The organism is Ruminococcus sp. RTP21204st1_B2_RTP21204_210225, from assembly GCF_040914135.1.
Classification (GTDB): domain Bacteria; phylum Bacillota; class Clostridia; order Oscillospirales; family Ruminococcaceae; genus Hominimerdicola; species Hominimerdicola aceti.
Window position 1 is genome coordinate 14,785 of the sequence record NZ_JBCPGA010000012.1, and the last position, 16,490, is coordinate 31,274.

Genomic DNA, 16,490 nt, shown 5'->3' on the forward strand with positions numbered 1-16,490 from the left:
AGCTTACTTCTTGTTAGTGTCAATGAGCTCAATAAACTCATCAAACAAGAAGTCAGTATCATGCGGACCACCACAAGCCTCTGGGTGGAACTGTACAGAAAATGCAGGCTCGTTGAGATATCTGATACCCTCACAAGTGCCGTCATTGGCATTTACATAAAGCACCTTTGCTTCACCCTCAGGGAGCGAATCGTTTTCTACTGCATATCCATGGTTCTGTGATGTTATGTAAACTCTGCCTGTTTCAGTGTTCTCAGCAGGCTGGTTCGCACCTCTGTGACCATACTTCAGCTTGTGTGTCATCGCACCATGTGCAAGCGCCAAAAGCTGATGACCCAAACAAATTCCAAAAGTAGGTATCTTCATCTCAGAAAGCTTTTTAAGCTCCTCGATTATCTCCACATTCTCCGCAGGATCTCCAGGGCCGTTTGAAAGCATTATGCCGTCAGGTGCAAGCTCCTTTATCCTCTCTGCCTTTGTGTATGCAGGAACAACAGTTACCTCGCAGCCTCTCTTAACAAGCTCTCTTCCAATGTTGTGCTTTGCACCAAAATCGTAAAGCACTACCTTTCTCTTGACCTCTCCCTCAGGCTCGAATGTTTTCTCCTCCGAGCAGGTCGTGTTCTTTACAGCCTCAACTATCGTATAGTTTTTCAGATCTGTCAGTCCGAAACTTGAACCCTCAGGAACGATCTTTCCGTTCATAACACCCGACTCACGAACTATCTTTGTGAGCTGACGAGTGTCGATACCGTAAAGACCAACGATGTTATGCTGCTTTAAAAAAGTGTCAAGATCACCCTCACAACGGAAGTTGCTAGGCTCTTGACACCAATCTCTAACAATATAAGCTTTAACATGAGGACATTCACTTTCAAAATCCTCAGGAATAACGCCATAGTTACCAATTAACGGAAATGTCTGAACAACTATCTGTCCGTAGTAACTAGGGTCAGTAAGTGTTTCGAGATAGCCTGTCATAGCCGTAGTAAAAACAATTTCGCCAATAGCTTCGCCAGCTGCGCCGAAACTTTTACCCTCGAAAATAGTACCGTTCTCCAAAATCAGATACGCCTTCTGCACTATAAGCTCCTCCTTTTTCACGCAAATTTTTACGATTACTATTATAGCACAACCTCCTGCCTTTGTAAAGGCTTTTAACACTTTTTTTAGTTTTTATTTTTCAGTGTAAAATAAAAAACGAGCAGACTGAAGTCCACTCGTAAAAACCTTATTCTGCAGCTGCAGATACAGCCCCGCTTTTCTGTTCACGTTCTCTGAAAATAAGTCCGAAGACAAACCTCACTATAGGGCCTGCAAAGAAAAGCTGCCAGCAAAGAGCCATAGGAAAGTTCATAGCCGTTGTTTCTAACCATACCGCAATTACCTCCCTGCCTGCGTCCTTAAAAAGCAGCGTAGCCGCAAGGCTCATGAGTGGGCACATAAAAATAACAGAGATAACAGATATGGCAAGCACAAGATGAAAAGGATTATCCTTTCTCACATCAACAATGCCGAACGCCTTTTTCTTTGCTATCTTTCCCACAGCAAAAAAGTCAAGAACAAAAGCTATCGGACCCATTATCACAAGCTCGTGAAAAGCCTTGAGAAATACTGCGTTCGACATTCCGCCCATGTTGAGTGCAATGTTGTAGCATATCATGGCGTATACCATCACAAACACCATCAGCACCGTAAAAACTATCTCCTGAAACAAATTCTTTGGCATAAAAAAATCCTCCTTATGATATCAAACCTACAGCCCTTTCGCAGACGCTGTGTTGTTCGTTATCATTCAGAGAATGTGCGTTTCCAATATAAACCTGTCCTAACAATATTCTATTGCTGTATTCCTTACTTATTTATTTTACCATATTTTAAGCCTGCCGTCAATTATCCAAACAGACAGAATATTTTCAAAAATGCAGGACAAAAAATATATTTTTACACAAAAAAACAGGCAGACCAAAGCCTGCCCGTATTAAAATGACCCAATATAATCTGTAGGGGCGAACAGCGTTCGCCCGCTTTTACGGCTTATGCAAAGCCTATTTTCTCTTTTTCAACGCCGCTTTAAGCCCTCTCATGATAACATCTCTCGCCTTAACAGCGTCCTCCTTGTCAAGAGGCGGCGTGTCACCAAGAGGATAATCTATACCAAGCTGCTCATACTTTACCTTGCCCATAGTGTGATAAGGCAGAACGTCAAGCGCTTTCAAAGTCCTGAGCTGTGAGATAAACTCGCCCAGCCTGAAAAGGTATTCTTCCTTGTCCGTGATACCCGGCACAACAACATGACGTATCCATATAGGCACACCATGCTCCGACAAAAACTTCGCAAACGCAAGAATGTTGTCATTGTAATGCCCCGTAAGCTTCTTGTGTTCCTCACGGTCAATATGCTTGATATCCAGCATAACAAGGTCAGTGCATTTGCAAAGCCTTTCAAACTTTTCAGTGCTGTCAGGCGTAAAAGTGATGCCCGAGCTGTCAAGACAAGTGTGTATCCCCTTTTCCTTAGCCTTTTCAAAAAGCTCCGTCACAAAGTCTATCTGCACCAAAGGCTCACCGCCCGTGCAAGTAATGCCGCCGTTTTTCATGAACTCTTTTACCGAGTCATATTCCGCCAGCAGACTTTCCACCGTCCTCTTTGTACCAGTGCCTATCTTCCAAGTATCAGGATTGTGGCAGTAAAGACACCGCATAGGACAACCCTGAAAGAAAATAACAAACCTTATCCCCGGTCCGTCCACCGTACCAAAGCTTTCCGTAGAATGTATAAATCCCTCCATGGGATATCCCTCCTTTTTTATTTCGCATGAACGTACGCCCGTTCAGCCTGCACAAACCATTCTGTAGGGGACGGCGCCCTTGACGTCCCGTTTCTGCTCGCTCACAAATTTATATCACCGCATACCTATCCGCAAAAAGTAACAAACGAGCGGCAGCTCCCCTCCACATAAAACAAGATGTTCCATGTAAGACGACGCCGACCGCCCGTGTGCATATTATCCGCAAAGAAACTCGCTCTATGCGGCAAAGCTCAAATTAAAGGCTCTTGTGGAACGTTCTTGAAATAACGTCGTCCTGCTGCTCCTTAGTAAGCTTTACAAAGTTTACAGCGTAGCCTGAAACTCTGATAGTGAGCTGTGGATACTTCTCAGGGTGAGCCTGAGCGTCCAGAAGAGTTTCTCTGTTAAGTACATTTACGTTAAGGTGATGACCGCCTTTTTCAGCATATCCGTCAAGAAGTCCGATAAGGTTGTCTACCTGTGCCTCTGTTGGTTCAAAGTTTGCCATAGTATTACATTCCTTTCTTAGTATTTATGGAAAACAAGCGGAGCATTTATCTCCGCCGTTTTCTAAAATAGGGAGTTAATCTTCATCTCTGTCAACAGCGTCCTCTTCTGTAGGCTGACAGCAAGCCGTCTTGCCGTCACCGCCACAATCGGAAGTGCTGTAAGTTTTAACGTTCAGACCTTCTTCAGTTTCGTCAATGTCTATCGTAAGATGACCCTGACCGCCCATCATAAGTCTGTCAATGACGTCAACAAGCTCGTTTACCTGAGCCTCGTCCTCGTCCTTTTTAACATTAAACCCCATCTTCGTTAAGCTCCTTAGCTATGCTTTCGATATCAAGGTCGCCCATGAATACCTTGTCGTCCTTGCCAAGAGCGTCAGGAATGATAGAGAATGTGTTTGAGATACCGTCCTGAGCGTGTCTGAATGGCAGCTTAGCAACTGAAGAAAGTGATGCAGATGCACCGTGAGTATCTCTGCCGTGCATTGGGTTAGCACCAGGAGCAAGAGGCACACCGATCTTTCTTCCGTCAGGTGTAGAACCAGTCTTCTTACCATAAACAACGTTAGATGTGATAGTAAGGATAGACATTGTAGGAACACCATCTCTGTATGTGTGGTGCTTTCTGATCTTGTCCATAAATGTTCTAACGAGGTCAACTGCGATCTTGTCAACTCTCTCGTCGTTGTTGCCATACTTAGGGAAATCGCCCTCAACTTCGTAATCTGTAACGATTCCGTCCTCATCTCTGATGCACTTTACCTTAGCGTACTTGATAGCAGAAAGTGAGTCAGCAACAACTGACAGACCTGCGATACCTGTAGCGAAGTATCTCTTGACATCTCTGTCATGAAGAGCCATCTGAACTCTCTCATAAGAATACTTATCGTGCATATAGTGGATAACGTTCAGTGTATTTACATACAGACCAGCCAGCCACTCCATCATATCGTCATACTTAGCCATTACATCATCATAATCGAGGTAATCGCCTGTAACCGGACGATACTTAGGACCTACCTGTATCTTAAGTCTTTCGTCAACACCGCCGTTGATAGCATAAAGCAGGCACTTAGCAAGGTTAGCTCTTGCACCGAAGAACTGCATTTCCTTACCGATCCTCATTGAAGATACGCAGCAAGCGATAGCGTAGTCGTCACCGTGTGTAACTCTCATAAGGTCGTCGTTCTCGTACTGGATAGCAGAAGTCTTGATAGAAGTCTTAGCACAGAACTTCTTGAAGTTTACAGGAAGCTTTGTGCTCCACAGAACTGTCATGTTTGGCTCTGGTGCAGGACCAAGGTTCTCAAGTGTGTGGAGATATCTGAATGAAGTCTTTGTTACCATTGGAACGCCGTCGATAGAAACGCCACCGATAGACTCTGTTACCCAAGTTGGGTCGCCTGAGAACAGTGAGTTGTACTCAGGTGTTCTAGCGAACTTAACAAGTCTGAGCTTCATGATGAAGTGGTCAACAAGCTCCTGAGCCTCCTGCTCTGTGAGGATACCTCTGTCCATATCTCTCTTGATGTATATATCAATAAATGTAGAAGTTCTGCCAAGTGACATTGCAGCACCATTCTGCTCCTTAACAGCAGCAAGATAGCCGAAGTACAGCCACTGGATAGCTTCCTTAGCGTTCTTAGCAGGACGTGATATATCGTAGCCGTAGATCTCGCCAAGCTTCTTGAGTTCGCCAAGGGCTCTGATCTGCTCAGAAAGCTCTTCTCTGAGTCTTATGTTCTTAGAAGTCATTCTTACCAGTGAAGTAGCAAGCTGATCCTTCTTGTCCTCAACGAGATAGTCTATACCATAAAGAGCAACTCTTCTGTAGTCGCCTATGATTCTTCCTCTGCCGTAAGCGTCTGGAAGACCTGTGATGATAGCAGCGTGTCTGGCAAGCTTCATCTCAGGTGTGTAAGCGTCAAAAACGCCCTGATTGTGAGTTTTTCTATATTCAGTAAAGATCTTTACAACTTCAGGATCAACTGTGTAGCCGTTCTGCTCGCAAGCATTCATAGCCATTCTGATACCGCCGAAAGGCTGAAGAGAACGCTTGAAAGGCTTGTCAGTCTGGAAACCAACGATCTTTTCAAGATCCTTGTTAAGGTAACCAGGGCCGTGTGAGGTGATAGTAGAAACGATCTTAGTGTCCATATCGAGAACACCGCCGGCTTCTCTCTCCTTCTTTGAAAGCTCCATTACCTGTTCCCAGAGCTTAGTAGTTGCTTCTGTAGGGCCTGTAAGGAAGCTGTCGTCACCGTCATATGGTGTGAAGTTCTTCTGGATAAAATCACGAAGATTGATAGAAGTGTTTGACCATCTGCCGGGCTTAAAGCCTTCCCATTCGTCATAAAACTGTCTTTCCATTTTATACTCTCCTGACATAAGATTTCGGGCAGCACATATTACCTCAATATTCAGTATTGCATACCTATTAATAATACTACCGCTCGTATGTTAAAATAATAACATACTTCAAAATCAAAGTCAAGTCACATTCAGAAATATTACTCTTACGCCATACTTCTTTCATATGTTAGAATTGGTTACCCAATTCACGGAAAATTATTTGAATAAAAAAAGTGATCGCCTCCAAAAAGCTCAAACATTTTTCGCAACAAAAGCGGTGCAGAGCATTCCGCTCCGACACCGCTTTGTAATTGATTTTTTTGCAATTGTTCTATTGCTTTTCTGCACCGCTTAGTAGGCTTGTTCCTATTAAGGCTCTGCCTCAAGCTCCGACAGAGCTTTGCCCTGTACCTTTTGCTCGCTTCACTCGTGTGTGCTTTTACTTTGTGTTGGTGATTTGCTCGGTATGGCGCTGCCATTCCTCACTCCTCACTTAAAAACTACGCTCTCTCGACTTTGAGCAGATTTGTCGTTCCGCTCATTCCAAGCGGTACTCCTGCTGTAATAACGACAAGGTCGCCCTTCTTCAGATAGCCAAGCTCCACAGAACGCTCCAGAGCGTGTCTGATGAGTTCGTCAGTGTTTGTTTTCTCTTCGATAACGCCTGCTCTGATACCCCATGAAAGGCTGAGCTGATGATATGTTGTATCGTCAGTTGTAAGTGCGATTATAGGACAGTTCGGACGGAATTTTGAAAGCGTTCTTGCTGTTGTTCCGCCCTTTGTTACTGTCAGGATCGCTACAGCATTAAGGTCATGGGCAGTTGTAACAGTAGCGTGTGAGATAGCGTCAGTGATAGATGAATTTCTCTCGTCTACTCTTTTCTTGAAACGTGAGATATAGTCGATATCCTTTTCGGTCGTTTCTGCGATAAGGCTCATGGTCTTGACAGCCTCAACAGGATATTTACCTGCGGCAGTTTCCCCTGAAAGCATTATAGCAGACGAGCCGTCATAAATAGCGTTTGCAACGTCGGTTATCTCGGCTCTTGTAGGACGTGCGTTTGTTATCATAGACTCCAGCATCTGAGTTGCTGTGATAACGTTCTTGCCTGCGTTGTAAGCTTTCCTGATAAGCTCTTTCTGGATAGCAGGTATCTGCTCGAAAGGTATCTCAACGCCCATATCTCCTCTTGCTACCATTATTCCGTCAGCAGCGTCAAGGATCTCGTCAATATTGGCAACACCCTGAGCGTTTTCTATCTTAGCGATAATTCTAGGATTGAACCAGCCAAGGCTCTGGGTAAATTTTCTAAGATAAATAACGTCAGCGCCTGTTCTTACGAATGAAGCTGCGATATAGTCAAATCCCATTTTTGCGCCAAATTCAAGGTCAGCCATATCAGCGTCAGAGATATAAGGCATAGAAAGGTTTACGTCAGGAACGTTGATACCCTTGTGGTCGGAAACAACTCCGCCGTGGATAACTTCGCAGACGATGTCAGTGTTGTCAACTCTCAGTGCTTTCAGCTCGATATTTCCGTCATTGATAAGTATTCTAGTGCCTACAGAAACGTCCTTTGGAAGCTGTGGAAATGTGATAGAGCAGATAGTTTCGTCACCCTCCACTTCTCTTGTGGTAAGCGTGAATGTATCGCCGTCCTTGATAGTAACAGGCTTGTGATCCTTAAAGTTTTTAAGTCTTACCTCAGGTCCTTTTGTATCAAGAAGAGTTGCAATATTAACGCCAAGTTCTTCCCTTAGCTTGCATACAGTTTCAAAACGAGCCTTATGAACACTGTGGTCAGAGTGTGAGAAATTGAATCTCGCAACGTCCATGCCGTTTTTCATAAGCTCACGCATAATGTTTTCGTCATCTGTGGAAGGTCCGATAGTGCATACGATCTTAGTTTTTTTCATTTTTACTCTCCTAACATACATTACTATTTCAACGCATTAGCGTTTTAATCCAAAAAAACAAAGCTTTTTCATTTATTATAACCGATTTTAACTTAATCGTCAATAGCACAATGTATAATTTGTGTAAAATCGAAAAACAAAATCATACATTTTTCAAAACAAAAAACGGACGATCTTAATAACCGCCCGTTCAACATCTTATCTTCCGAAACAATCCTCGCAAAGCTCACGAAGATCCTTTGCCGCCTTTTCAATATCAGGCTGAGATACCACCGCAGAAACTACCGCAGCGCCGTCAATACCCATACCCTTAAAGTTCGGCACAGTTTTTTGATTAACTCCGCCTATTATTACGATAGGGATATCCACAGCGGCTCTTATTTCTACAAGTTGTTCCCTTGTGACAGCTCTTGCGTCTGTCTTGGTGTTGGTGGCATACATTGCACCAACGCCAAGGTAATCTGCACCGTCTGCCTGTGCTTTTTTAGCTTCTTCAAGAGTTGCCGCAGAAATACCTATTATCTTGTCCTCACCGAGGATTTTTCTTGCAACTGCACATGGCATATCGCTCTGTCCCAGATGAACGCCTGCACAATCAACAGCCTGTGCGATATCAAGTCTGTCGTTGATGATAAGCGGCACATTGTATTTGTCCGTTATCTTTTTTACTCTAACTGCAAGCTCATAGAACTCTCTTGAAGTGCAGTCCTTTTCTCTTAGCTGGATAACTGTACAGCCGCCTTTTACGCCCTCCTCTACCGACTGCTCGATAGTTTCGCAGGACATAAGTCCACGGTCTGTGCAGAGATAAAGCGTGTAGTCAATTTTCGATTTGTCCATTTTTTTACCCTCTTATCTTTTATCATAAAATAACTTCCATACCTGTCTTGTATGGCTTCAGCCCCGCTTTTTCGTAAAATTTTCTTGCCGATGGATTACACTCCCACACGTTGAGAGTAACATTATAACAGCCCTGCTCCTTAGCGAATTTCTTCACTGCCTCGTAAAGTACCGAGCCGATATGCTGACCTCTGCAATTTTCATCAACGCACAGATCGTCGATATACAAAGTCTTTATATCCGTGAGAACGTTGTCGTCCTTATGCTCCTGAAACACACAAAAAGCGTAGCCCTTCATCACATCATTTTCATCAACTGCGGCAAATATAGGCTTAGTTTTATCCTTGAGCATATCTTTAAGCTCGTTATCAGTATACTTTTTCGCACCCTCTTTAAAAAGGTCAGGTCTGCCCTGCTGATGAACTCTCTCTACCTGATAGAGCAAGCTGTCCATTTGCGGTATATCCTTTTCACAAGCAAATCTTACGGTCATTTTTCATTCTCCTTCATATGAAAAAGTATAATATGCAATGCAAACGGACGAACACTGTTCGCCCCTGCAAGCAACATCACCACATAAAATTTAGTGGCATCACATTGATATGATACCACTAGATCTGAAATATTGCAATACTAAACTTCTTCTATCTTAGCCTTAGCCGCAAATACCTGACTATTCATTTTGCTGATTGCGTCAATGATAGAAATATGGAAGCTTCCAGAGCCTATCTCTCCAGCATTTTCATATGCGAACTCGCCTGCTATGCCCATGCTTGCAATGCCTGTTACAGCGGCGGTATACATATCGTCGCAAGCACCTGCGAATGAGCCTACAAGTCCTGTTGTCATACAGCCTGTGCCTGTTACCTTTGAAAGATATGGGTGACCGTTTGATATCCTTGCGACTCTTTTTCCGTCTGTTATTGTATCCATCGCACCTGTGATAGCTGCAACGCAGTTATACTTTGCGGCTGTTTTTTTCGCAACGGAAACAGGGTCGTTTTTCTCGTCAGCTTCCGAGGTGTCAACACCCTTTGTGGAAACTTCTAGTCCTGCAAGATATGACATTTCAGAAAGATTTCCTCTGAGTATGCTTATCTTCACATTTTCAAGTATACGCTTTGCAGTTTCATTTCTGAAATTTGATGCGCCTGCTCCAACCGGGTCAAAAACCACAGGAACGCCAAGCTCGTTGGCTTTCTTTCCAGCAGCTACCATTGACTCGACCGTTCTTGCATTGAGAGTACCCATGTTTATAACGAGAGCCTTTGAGATAGAAGTTATATCTGCTGCTTCTGCGATATCGTCTGCCATGATAGGTGAAGCGCCAATGGCGAGAATGCAGTTTGCAACGTCATTTACAGTAACATAATTTGTGATACAATGCACCAAAGGGCATATATCTCTTACCTTGTCTGCTGCTTTCGCACAGCTTTCAATTATAGAGCCCATTATGCTCTTACCTCCTTTGAGAAGCCAAGGAAATTATCAAATACTTTTGCCTTTTTAAGAGCTGTAACGATAACGATAGCAAGAACTGTACCGCCTGCACAGCTTACAAAGAAAGGCAGGATATAAACTGTTATTGCTGCGGCTGGTGCGCCAACGAGAAATCTAGCAACAGGATATGCAAGAAGTCCACCGAGGACTGATGTGCCGAAAAGCTCGCCGACATAAGCGGCAGGGAGCTTCTTTATGTACTTATAGAGCATACCTGCAACGAATGCGCCAACCATTGAGCCCGGGAACGCAAGGAGAGAGCCAAGTCCCAGAAGATTTCTGAGAAGTGCGGCTGTGAAGCCAACGCCCACTGCCCATGCAGGTCCAAGGAAAACTGCACCGATTATGTTTACAAGGTGCTGAACAGGTGCGCACTTTGAAGCACCGATAGGGAACGAAACAAGCGAGCCTACCACTGCAAGAGCTACCAATACTGCTGCGAATACCAATTTGTGAATGTTTGTCTTTTTCATTTTTATTCCTCCATATCGTATCGCACCGCCGAACGAAAAAGAGCAAGTTATCCAGCGGCGCACAGACCGTGGCTATGCTATCCGCTCACGATCTGACGTAAATTATTTTCGGTCGGTGCTCCATTGCACCCTCTCACCCCGAAACACGGGTTCCCTCGCTGAATACTTTTTATGAAAAAGTTCGCAAGACGCTCCTCTTGCACATTACATTCTTTTTATATCTGCTCTCATGTAATTGTCCGATTTTTCGCACAACTGCCGAGCTGACATTCAATTTTTATATCATGCGGGCGAATGCTGTTCGCCCCTACATCGAGTTTTCTACTTCTCTGAGCAGAATTTCACCTCTTTGCCCTCGAGTATCATGTTTGTTGTTCTAACGGCACACATCTTGCCGCACATTGAGCAGGTATGTCTGTCGGCAGGTGGGGTCTGCTCAAAGAATCTTCTTGCCTTTTCACCGTCAAGTGCTATCTCGAACATTTCGTCCCAATCCATTTTGTGACGTGCCGCCGCCATTTTATCGTCTATATCTCTTGCACCCTTTACGCCCTTTGCGATATCTGCAGCATGGGCTGCTATCTTGCTGGCGATAATGCCCTCCTTAACGTCGTCAACGTCAGGAAGTCTGAGATGCTCGGCAGGGGTAACATAGCAGAGGAAGTCTGCACCGCTTGCTGCGGCTATTGCTCCGCCGATAGCTGATGTGATATGGTCATAGCCAGGAGCGATATCTGTTACCAGAGGTCCAAGTACATAGAAAGGTGCACCATGGCATATCTTCTTTTCCATTATCATATTTGCGGCGATCTCGTTCATTGCCATATGGCCAGGGCCTTCTACCATTACCTGAACGTCCTTTTCCCACGCTCTCTTTGTGAGGTTGCCAAGCTCGATAAGCTCGGAGATCTGAGCGGCGTCGGAAGCGTCTGCAAGACATCCCGGACGGAGTGCGTCGCCAAGTGAGATAGTTACGTCATACTCTCTGAGTATTTCAAGCACCTCGTCATAATACTCAAAGAATGGGTTTTCATTGCCTGTCATCATCATCCATGCGAAGAGCAGTGAACCGCCACGGGAAACGATATTCATTTTTCTTCCCTCACGTCTGAAAGCTTCGATTGCACGTCTGTTGATACCTGCGTGGATAGTCATAAAGTCAACGCCCTCTTCTGCATGGGCTTTTACTACTTTAAGAAAGTCCTGAGCTGATATCTCAAGGAGGTCTTTATCAAGGTAGCCGATAGCGTCATACATAGGAACAGTGCCTATCATGGCAGGCGATTTTGCTACTAGCTCTTTTCTGAATGTATTGGTCTTGCCGTAGTTTGACAGATCCATGATAGCTTCAGCGCCGAACTTGATAGCCATATCCACTTTCTGCATCTCAATGTCATAATTCTTAGCGTCCCCTGAGATACCGAGATTTACGTTTATCTTAGTTTTAAGACCTTTACCGATACCCTCGGCAGAGAGAGCAGTATGGTTTACGTTGGCAGGGATCGCCACCTGACCTGCTGCAACGAGAGCCATAAGCTCGTTTACGTCTATATTTTCTTTCTTAGCCACTGTTTCCATTTCAGGGGTAACGATACCCTTTTTAGCGGCTTCCATTTGAGTTTTATAATTTCTCATAGAACAGTTCCTTTCAAATCGTAATAGTCATAAAAGTGATTAACGGGGCTATGTCCTTTGCCCACTGTGAATGATTTTTCTATTGCCTCGGTGATATAGTTTTTCGCCTTTGTTACAGCGGAGAGCATATCCATACCGTGGGCAAGGTTTGCAGTTATGGCAGATGACAAAGTACAGCCAGTGCCATGGGTATTAGGCGAATCAACACGCTTGCAGGCAAGCTTATGAACGCCCTCTGGGGTACAGAGATAATCCACAGCGTCGCCAGTGAGATGACCGCCTTTGACGAGGACGTTTTTTACGCCCATATCCATTATTATCCTTGCGGCTTTTTCCATATGGTTTTCATTCTTTATCTCCAAGCCTGAGATAGCTTCGGCTTCGGGGATATTCGGTGTAAGGAGCGTAACTATAGGAAAGAGCTTTTCCCTCATGGTGGAAACAGTTCCGCCCTCAGAGAGAGCGTCACCGCTTGTAGCGACCATGACGGGATCGCAGACGATAATACTTGGTTTATACTCATTAAGCTTATCCGCAACTGCTGAAATAATTTCGGCAGTTGGGAGCATACCGAGTTTTACGGCATCGACGTGGATATCCTCAAACACAGCGTCTATCTGTTTTTGTATCTCCTCAACGGGTACGTTGAAAACAGACAGCACACGGGTAGTATTTTCAGCGACGACAGAGGTAATAACGCTCATGCCGAAAGTTTCATTAGCGCTGAAAGCTTTAAGGTCGGCTTGTATACCTGCGCCACCGGAGCAATCCGAGCCTGCCACTGACAAACATTTTAACATACTTTATTCCTTTCTTATGGAAAAGGGGAAACAAAAAACCTCCTGACAATGCAGGAGGTAAATTTACACAAAACTTGCTTCCTACACTGGTCTTGACCAACAGGTTCAAAGGGTCAGGTTTTACCTTCTCAACCCAGCTTTTTGCTTGGGTCCCCCTGCAAACTTTATTCGATTTTTTCGCAGTTTTTCTGCTTTTTTATTATAACACTGGTCAGCGAGATTGTCAAGGAAAAATTGTGCAGATATCGCAAGTATTATCGAGCAAACAAAATCGGGCTGTCGAGGGCGCCAGCCCCTACATTTACATTTGAAAATTTGCCGATACAGTTTTTGTTATGCCGCAAAATCGCTTCGCTCGGTGTTTCCTCTACTTTGTGTTGGTGTTCAGCTCGGTTTGACTCCGCCATTCCTCACTCCTCACTCCTCACTTAGCTCTGCTCCTCACTTACTACAGTATTCTCCTGATAGTGTTTATCTTTCCACAATACTTGATATTTGCAAGAGGCTGTATTCTGATCCCATAATATGTACTCATAGCATGGACTATTTTCCCACCGCCTATATACATTGCTACATGGCCATAGTTATTACAGATTATCAGGTCGCCTGCTTCTATATTTTTCAAAGACACTGCTTTTCCCATTTTCGCCTGCGAATATACGCTGTTATACATATTCACACCGGCTTTTCTATAGGCTTGCATTGTCAATCCACAGCAATCCGTTGCCTTATACTTTGTTCCGCCCCAGACATATCTTCCGCCGTTCATGCTTGCGGCATAATCAACGGCTGTTTTTATTCTTGCTTTTCTCTCAGGTGTACGCTTCACACCTTTTCCTACCTTGACGTACTTACCCTTATGATCGCCTTCATTGATAAGGACATAATTTGCTCCGCCGATATTCTTGCTCTGACCTGCCACACGCTTATTTTTATCGGTAGTGAGAGTACCCGACACAGCCACAGAGGCTTTTGTTTTTGAGGATTTCTTGAACCTACCGTTTTTAAAGCTATAAAGCTGAACGTTTTTATCTATATGATAGTATGTTTTTGCTGCTGTCTTTACGTTGAGGACCGATGACTCTGACTTGGCACTGCCGTTTACCGCTTTAACGGTGACTTTATATTTTGTGGAAGCTTTAAGATAAAGCTTGCCGTCATCGGTTATATTTATATAGTTATCCTTTTTAAGTGCCTGCCATGTATATTTTCTTACATAGCGTCCGTTTACATAGACCTCAAATGTAGTCTTTGATGAAAAGCTGGTGAGATTTTTTACTCCTGCTTCTATTTTGTTTGAATACGCTTGTCTTTTTATCAAAACAGGTTTTGTCATCGAGTCAGCGGCAGAAGCTGTTATAACATTCACATAAGTCTTAGTGGATTCCTGCGGTGCAAATGCCACAAAGCTTATCATTATAACTGATGAAATTATCACTGCTGTTATTTTTCTTATTATGTTGATAACGGATCAGTCCTTTCCAGTTTTTTGTATTCATATACTTATACGATTTCATTTATATTATTATACACCATTAATTATTACAATCTGTAATAATTAAGTTTCTATTTTGTAAACCTTTATGATAGTATTATACATTTTTGACTATTGTTAGTATGCTAATCTCCTATTTTAATGCAGTTGTTGGTGTTTTCTTGCATTATCGTGAACAGCATATCATTCTTTATTAATATTATATAAACATAATTTATGACAATCTTACAAATATAAGAAAAACATCATCTTATGGTTTGGTCGATTTAATCAAGCGAATTCCATAGATTGGTATTAGTCTTTTGCATCATTTGCGAAAACGTTTGCTACCATAAAATTACAGTGTTCTCATAGATTGAGAACGATATGTGAAAACTAAAATTATTTTGCGTAAATTAATTGTGAAAAGTGACAAAAAAGCCGTTCACAATCAGTGAAAAAGTTCTGAAAATTAATTTTTTATAAATAAAATATTGCGAATACCATTGACAAACATAGTTTACTGTAGTATAATTTCATTAGAAAATACAGAAAACGTTTAAGTTCAGTTACGAGGTATATATTTATAGTGGGTATAATGGAGGTCACGCTGATGAAAAGCATTAATTTTATGGGCGACAATGGTTTCAAAAAAGCACTTGAGAGCGTTGGTGTAACTGCAAGCAGCAGTATCAGCAGCGAGAAGATCTCGGGCTGTTTTAAATATGTTACGGCTGACGATATGTGTATTATCACTGGATATTGCGGTGACAGCCATATCGAAGTGCTGGAGCTTCCTTTTGAGCTTCGCGGCAAAAAGGTCATAGCTGTTGCAGGCGGTGCTTTCGCACATCTTTACGACCTTAAATGTGCTGTTATCTCAAAGGACATTGTTATCATCGGAAGAAAGGCATTTTACAAATGCTGTTCACTGGTGAATGTGACTATACCTGAGAGCGTAAGGTTTATTGGTGAGATGGCATTCTGCGGTTGTGAATCTCTGAGATTTGCGACTATACCTGATGGTGTGGAAAGGATACTGCCATTCACATTCTACAATTGCGACAGTTTGGAGAGAGCTGACCTGCCTGAGAGCGTAAGAGAGATCGGCGAGTCTGCATTCGGTTTCTGCTCTTCAATGAAAGAAATTTGTCTTAATGAAAATATAGTTTCCATAGGAAACGGAGCTTTCCAGAACTGCATTTCTCTGAGAGAGCTTGAGATACCGGCAGCTATGATCGAGATCGCAGAGAATGCTTTCACATTCTGCTCAGGTCTGGAAGCGATCTCTATACCATTTGGAATCGAGGCTGTTGGCGACTACGCATTCTTCGGCTGCTCTGCTCTGAAAAAGGTTGAGTTCGCAGGATCTGTAAGAAAGATAGGCGAGTGTGCATTTGCACTTTGTGAGAAGCTCGAGAGCGTTTATCTTCCTGATTCCGTTAGCAGAATAGGCAAGAGAGCGTTTGCTCAGAATACTGTAGTTAAGACGGTGAGGATATCAGGCAAGATCGCTTATGTTGGAAGCGAGGCTTTCCGTGGCTGTAAGACTTTGAGAGAAGTTGTTATCCCATCATCTGTGAAGAAGCTTGGTGCAAAGGCTTTCGTGGATTGCTCTGAGTTAAGAAGCGTTGTTATTCAACATGGTGCCGATGGCATTGCGGAGGACGCTTTTGAGAGAGGTGCCGCCTTGATTACTGCTGACGCTGTTCCTGCACTTGATGACGAAACATTCAGGATAGCCGAGGCTGTTTACAACAAAAATTTCGCTTTATAAAATATATAACCTCTGGATCGGGGCGGCAGCTTTTAAGTTGCCGCCCTTTTTCTGTCTATTCGCAGGTGGGATATAATAATCCAAGTCGGTAGGATATAGGTCATTGTCGGTGGTACATAAAAAAACGAGCGACCAAAGGTCGCCCTACTATATGTAAACAAAAAAATACGCTCTGCATAATGCAGAACGTATTCAGTGGGGTGGGTAGTGAGATTCGAACTCACGGTCTTCAGTGCCACAAACTGACGCGTTAGGCCAGCTACGCTATACCCACCATACATATTAGAAGAAAATACTCGCAGCAGATTTTCATCTGGAACGAGTTTAATGGTACGCCATACTGGATTCGAACCAGTGACCTACCGCTTAGAAGGCGGTTGCTCTATCCAACTGAGCTAATGACGCATACTGTACTCATT

15 protein-coding genes, 2 tRNA genes and 1 riboswitch are annotated in these 16,490 nt (G+C 43.5%); of the genes, 1 reads left to right on the forward strand and 16 read right to left on the reverse strand.

All coding sequences use genetic code 11. From position 1 onward, the window contains the following. Nucleotides 1-3 precede the first annotated feature (3 nt). The 14 genes from AB5123_RS06290 to AB5123_RS06355 form a co-directional block, all read right to left on the reverse strand. Nucleotides 4-1,086: a carbamoyl phosphate synthase small subunit gene (locus tag AB5123_RS06290; protein ID WP_041337647.1), complete on the reverse strand. Its 1,083-nt coding sequence runs from the start codon at nucleotides 1,084-1,086 to the stop codon at nucleotides 4-6. 145 nt (nucleotides 1,087-1,231) lie between these two features. Then, the gene (locus AB5123_RS06295) at nucleotides 1,232-1,729 is read right to left on the reverse strand and encodes a DUF2798 domain-containing protein (RefSeq protein WP_337812624.1); all 498 of its coding nucleotides are present in this window, start codon (nucleotides 1,727-1,729) and stop codon (nucleotides 1,232-1,234) included. A 319-nt stretch (nucleotides 1,730-2,048) separates the two neighbouring features. After that, on the reverse strand, nucleotides 2,049-2,792 hold the full coding sequence (pflA, locus tag AB5123_RS06300; protein ID WP_288162388.1) for a pyruvate formate-lyase-activating protein: 744 nt from the start codon (nucleotides 2,790-2,792) through the stop codon (nucleotides 2,049-2,051). A gap of 256 nt (nucleotides 2,793-3,048) precedes the next feature. Beyond that, nucleotides 3,049-3,300 carry an autonomous glycyl radical cofactor GrcA3 gene (grcA3, locus tag AB5123_RS06305; protein ID WP_022287416.1) on the reverse strand — a complete coding sequence of 84 codons (252 nt, stop codon included), beginning with the start codon at nucleotides 3,298-3,300 and terminating at the stop codon, nucleotides 3,049-3,051. Between the two features lie 75 nt (nucleotides 3,301-3,375). Then, a complete protein-coding gene (locus tag AB5123_RS06310) occupies nucleotides 3,376-3,603 on the reverse strand; it encodes a hypothetical protein (RefSeq protein ID WP_022287417.1) in 228 nt (75 codons plus the stop codon). After that, complete coding sequence (gene pflB, locus AB5123_RS06315; protein ID WP_278634642.1) at nucleotides 3,593-5,671, reverse strand: formate C-acetyltransferase; 2,079 nt, start codon at nucleotides 5,669-5,671, stop codon at nucleotides 3,593-3,595. Before pflB ends, AB5123_RS06310 begins: the two co-directional genes overlap by 11 nt. A 482-nt stretch (nucleotides 5,672-6,153) precedes the next feature. Beyond that, nucleotides 6,154-7,572 carry a pyruvate kinase gene (pyk, locus tag AB5123_RS06320; protein WP_368364617.1) on the reverse strand — a complete coding sequence of 473 codons (1,419 nt, stop codon included), beginning with the start codon at nucleotides 7,570-7,572 and terminating at the stop codon, nucleotides 6,154-6,156. A gap of 198 nt (nucleotides 7,573-7,770) precedes the next feature. Then, the gene (gene thiE, locus AB5123_RS06325) at nucleotides 7,771-8,412 is read right to left on the reverse strand and encodes a thiamine phosphate synthase (RefSeq protein WP_287209209.1); all 642 of its coding nucleotides are present in this window, start codon (nucleotides 8,410-8,412) and stop codon (nucleotides 7,771-7,773) included. A gap of 22 nt (nucleotides 8,413-8,434) precedes the next feature. Then, nucleotides 8,435-8,905 (reverse strand): N-acetyltransferase, encoded by a 471-nt coding sequence (locus AB5123_RS06330; RefSeq protein ID WP_256322394.1) that lies wholly within the window; start codon nucleotides 8,903-8,905, stop codon nucleotides 8,435-8,437. A 140-nt stretch (nucleotides 8,906-9,045) separates the two neighbouring features. Next, entirely contained in the window at nucleotides 9,046-9,864 is an 819-nt protein-coding gene (thiM, locus tag AB5123_RS06335; protein ID WP_278945862.1) for a hydroxyethylthiazole kinase, read from the reverse strand. Further along, nucleotides 9,864-10,385, reverse strand: coding sequence for an energy coupling factor transporter S component ThiW (gene thiW / locus AB5123_RS06340; protein ID WP_046439968.1), 522 nt, complete (start codon nucleotides 10,383-10,385; stop codon nucleotides 9,864-9,866). Before thiW ends, thiM begins: the two co-directional genes overlap by 1 nt. A gap of 321 nt (nucleotides 10,386-10,706) precedes the next feature. Beyond that, nucleotides 10,707-12,020, reverse strand: a complete 1,314-nt coding sequence (gene thiC, locus AB5123_RS06345) for a phosphomethylpyrimidine synthase ThiC (RefSeq protein ID WP_118162797.1) — start codon at nucleotides 12,018-12,020, stop codon at nucleotides 10,707-10,709. Next, nucleotides 12,017-12,820, reverse strand: a complete 804-nt coding sequence (gene thiD / locus AB5123_RS06350) for a bifunctional hydroxymethylpyrimidine kinase/phosphomethylpyrimidine kinase (protein WP_046439964.1) — start codon at nucleotides 12,818-12,820, stop codon at nucleotides 12,017-12,019. The genes thiC and thiD overlap by 4 nt, the downstream gene beginning before the upstream one ends. Nucleotides 12,821-12,881: 61 nt before the next feature. Continuing rightward, a riboswitch (TPP riboswitch) is annotated at nucleotides 12,882-12,987 on the reverse strand. A 281-nt stretch (nucleotides 12,988-13,268) separates the two neighbouring features. Continuing rightward, nucleotides 13,269-14,258, reverse strand: a complete 990-nt coding sequence (locus AB5123_RS06355; RefSeq protein WP_368364618.1) for a C40 family peptidase — start codon at nucleotides 14,256-14,258, stop codon at nucleotides 13,269-13,271. A gap of 649 nt (nucleotides 14,259-14,907) precedes the next feature. Between AB5123_RS06355 and AB5123_RS06360 the strand changes: the two genes are divergently transcribed. Continuing rightward, a complete protein-coding gene (locus AB5123_RS06360) occupies nucleotides 14,908-16,071 on the forward strand; it encodes a leucine-rich repeat protein (RefSeq protein ID WP_368364619.1) in 1,164 nt (387 codons plus the stop codon). Nucleotides 16,072-16,267: 196 nt separating this feature from the next. On the opposite strand, the gene AB5123_RS06365 is transcribed toward AB5123_RS06360, so the two are convergent. Further along, nucleotides 16,268-16,345: transfer RNA gene (locus tag AB5123_RS06365), tRNA-His, on the reverse strand. Between the two features lie 54 nt (nucleotides 16,346-16,399). Beyond that, a tRNA-Arg gene (locus AB5123_RS06370) sits at nucleotides 16,400-16,476 on the reverse strand. Nucleotides 16,477-16,490 lie beyond the last annotated feature (14 nt).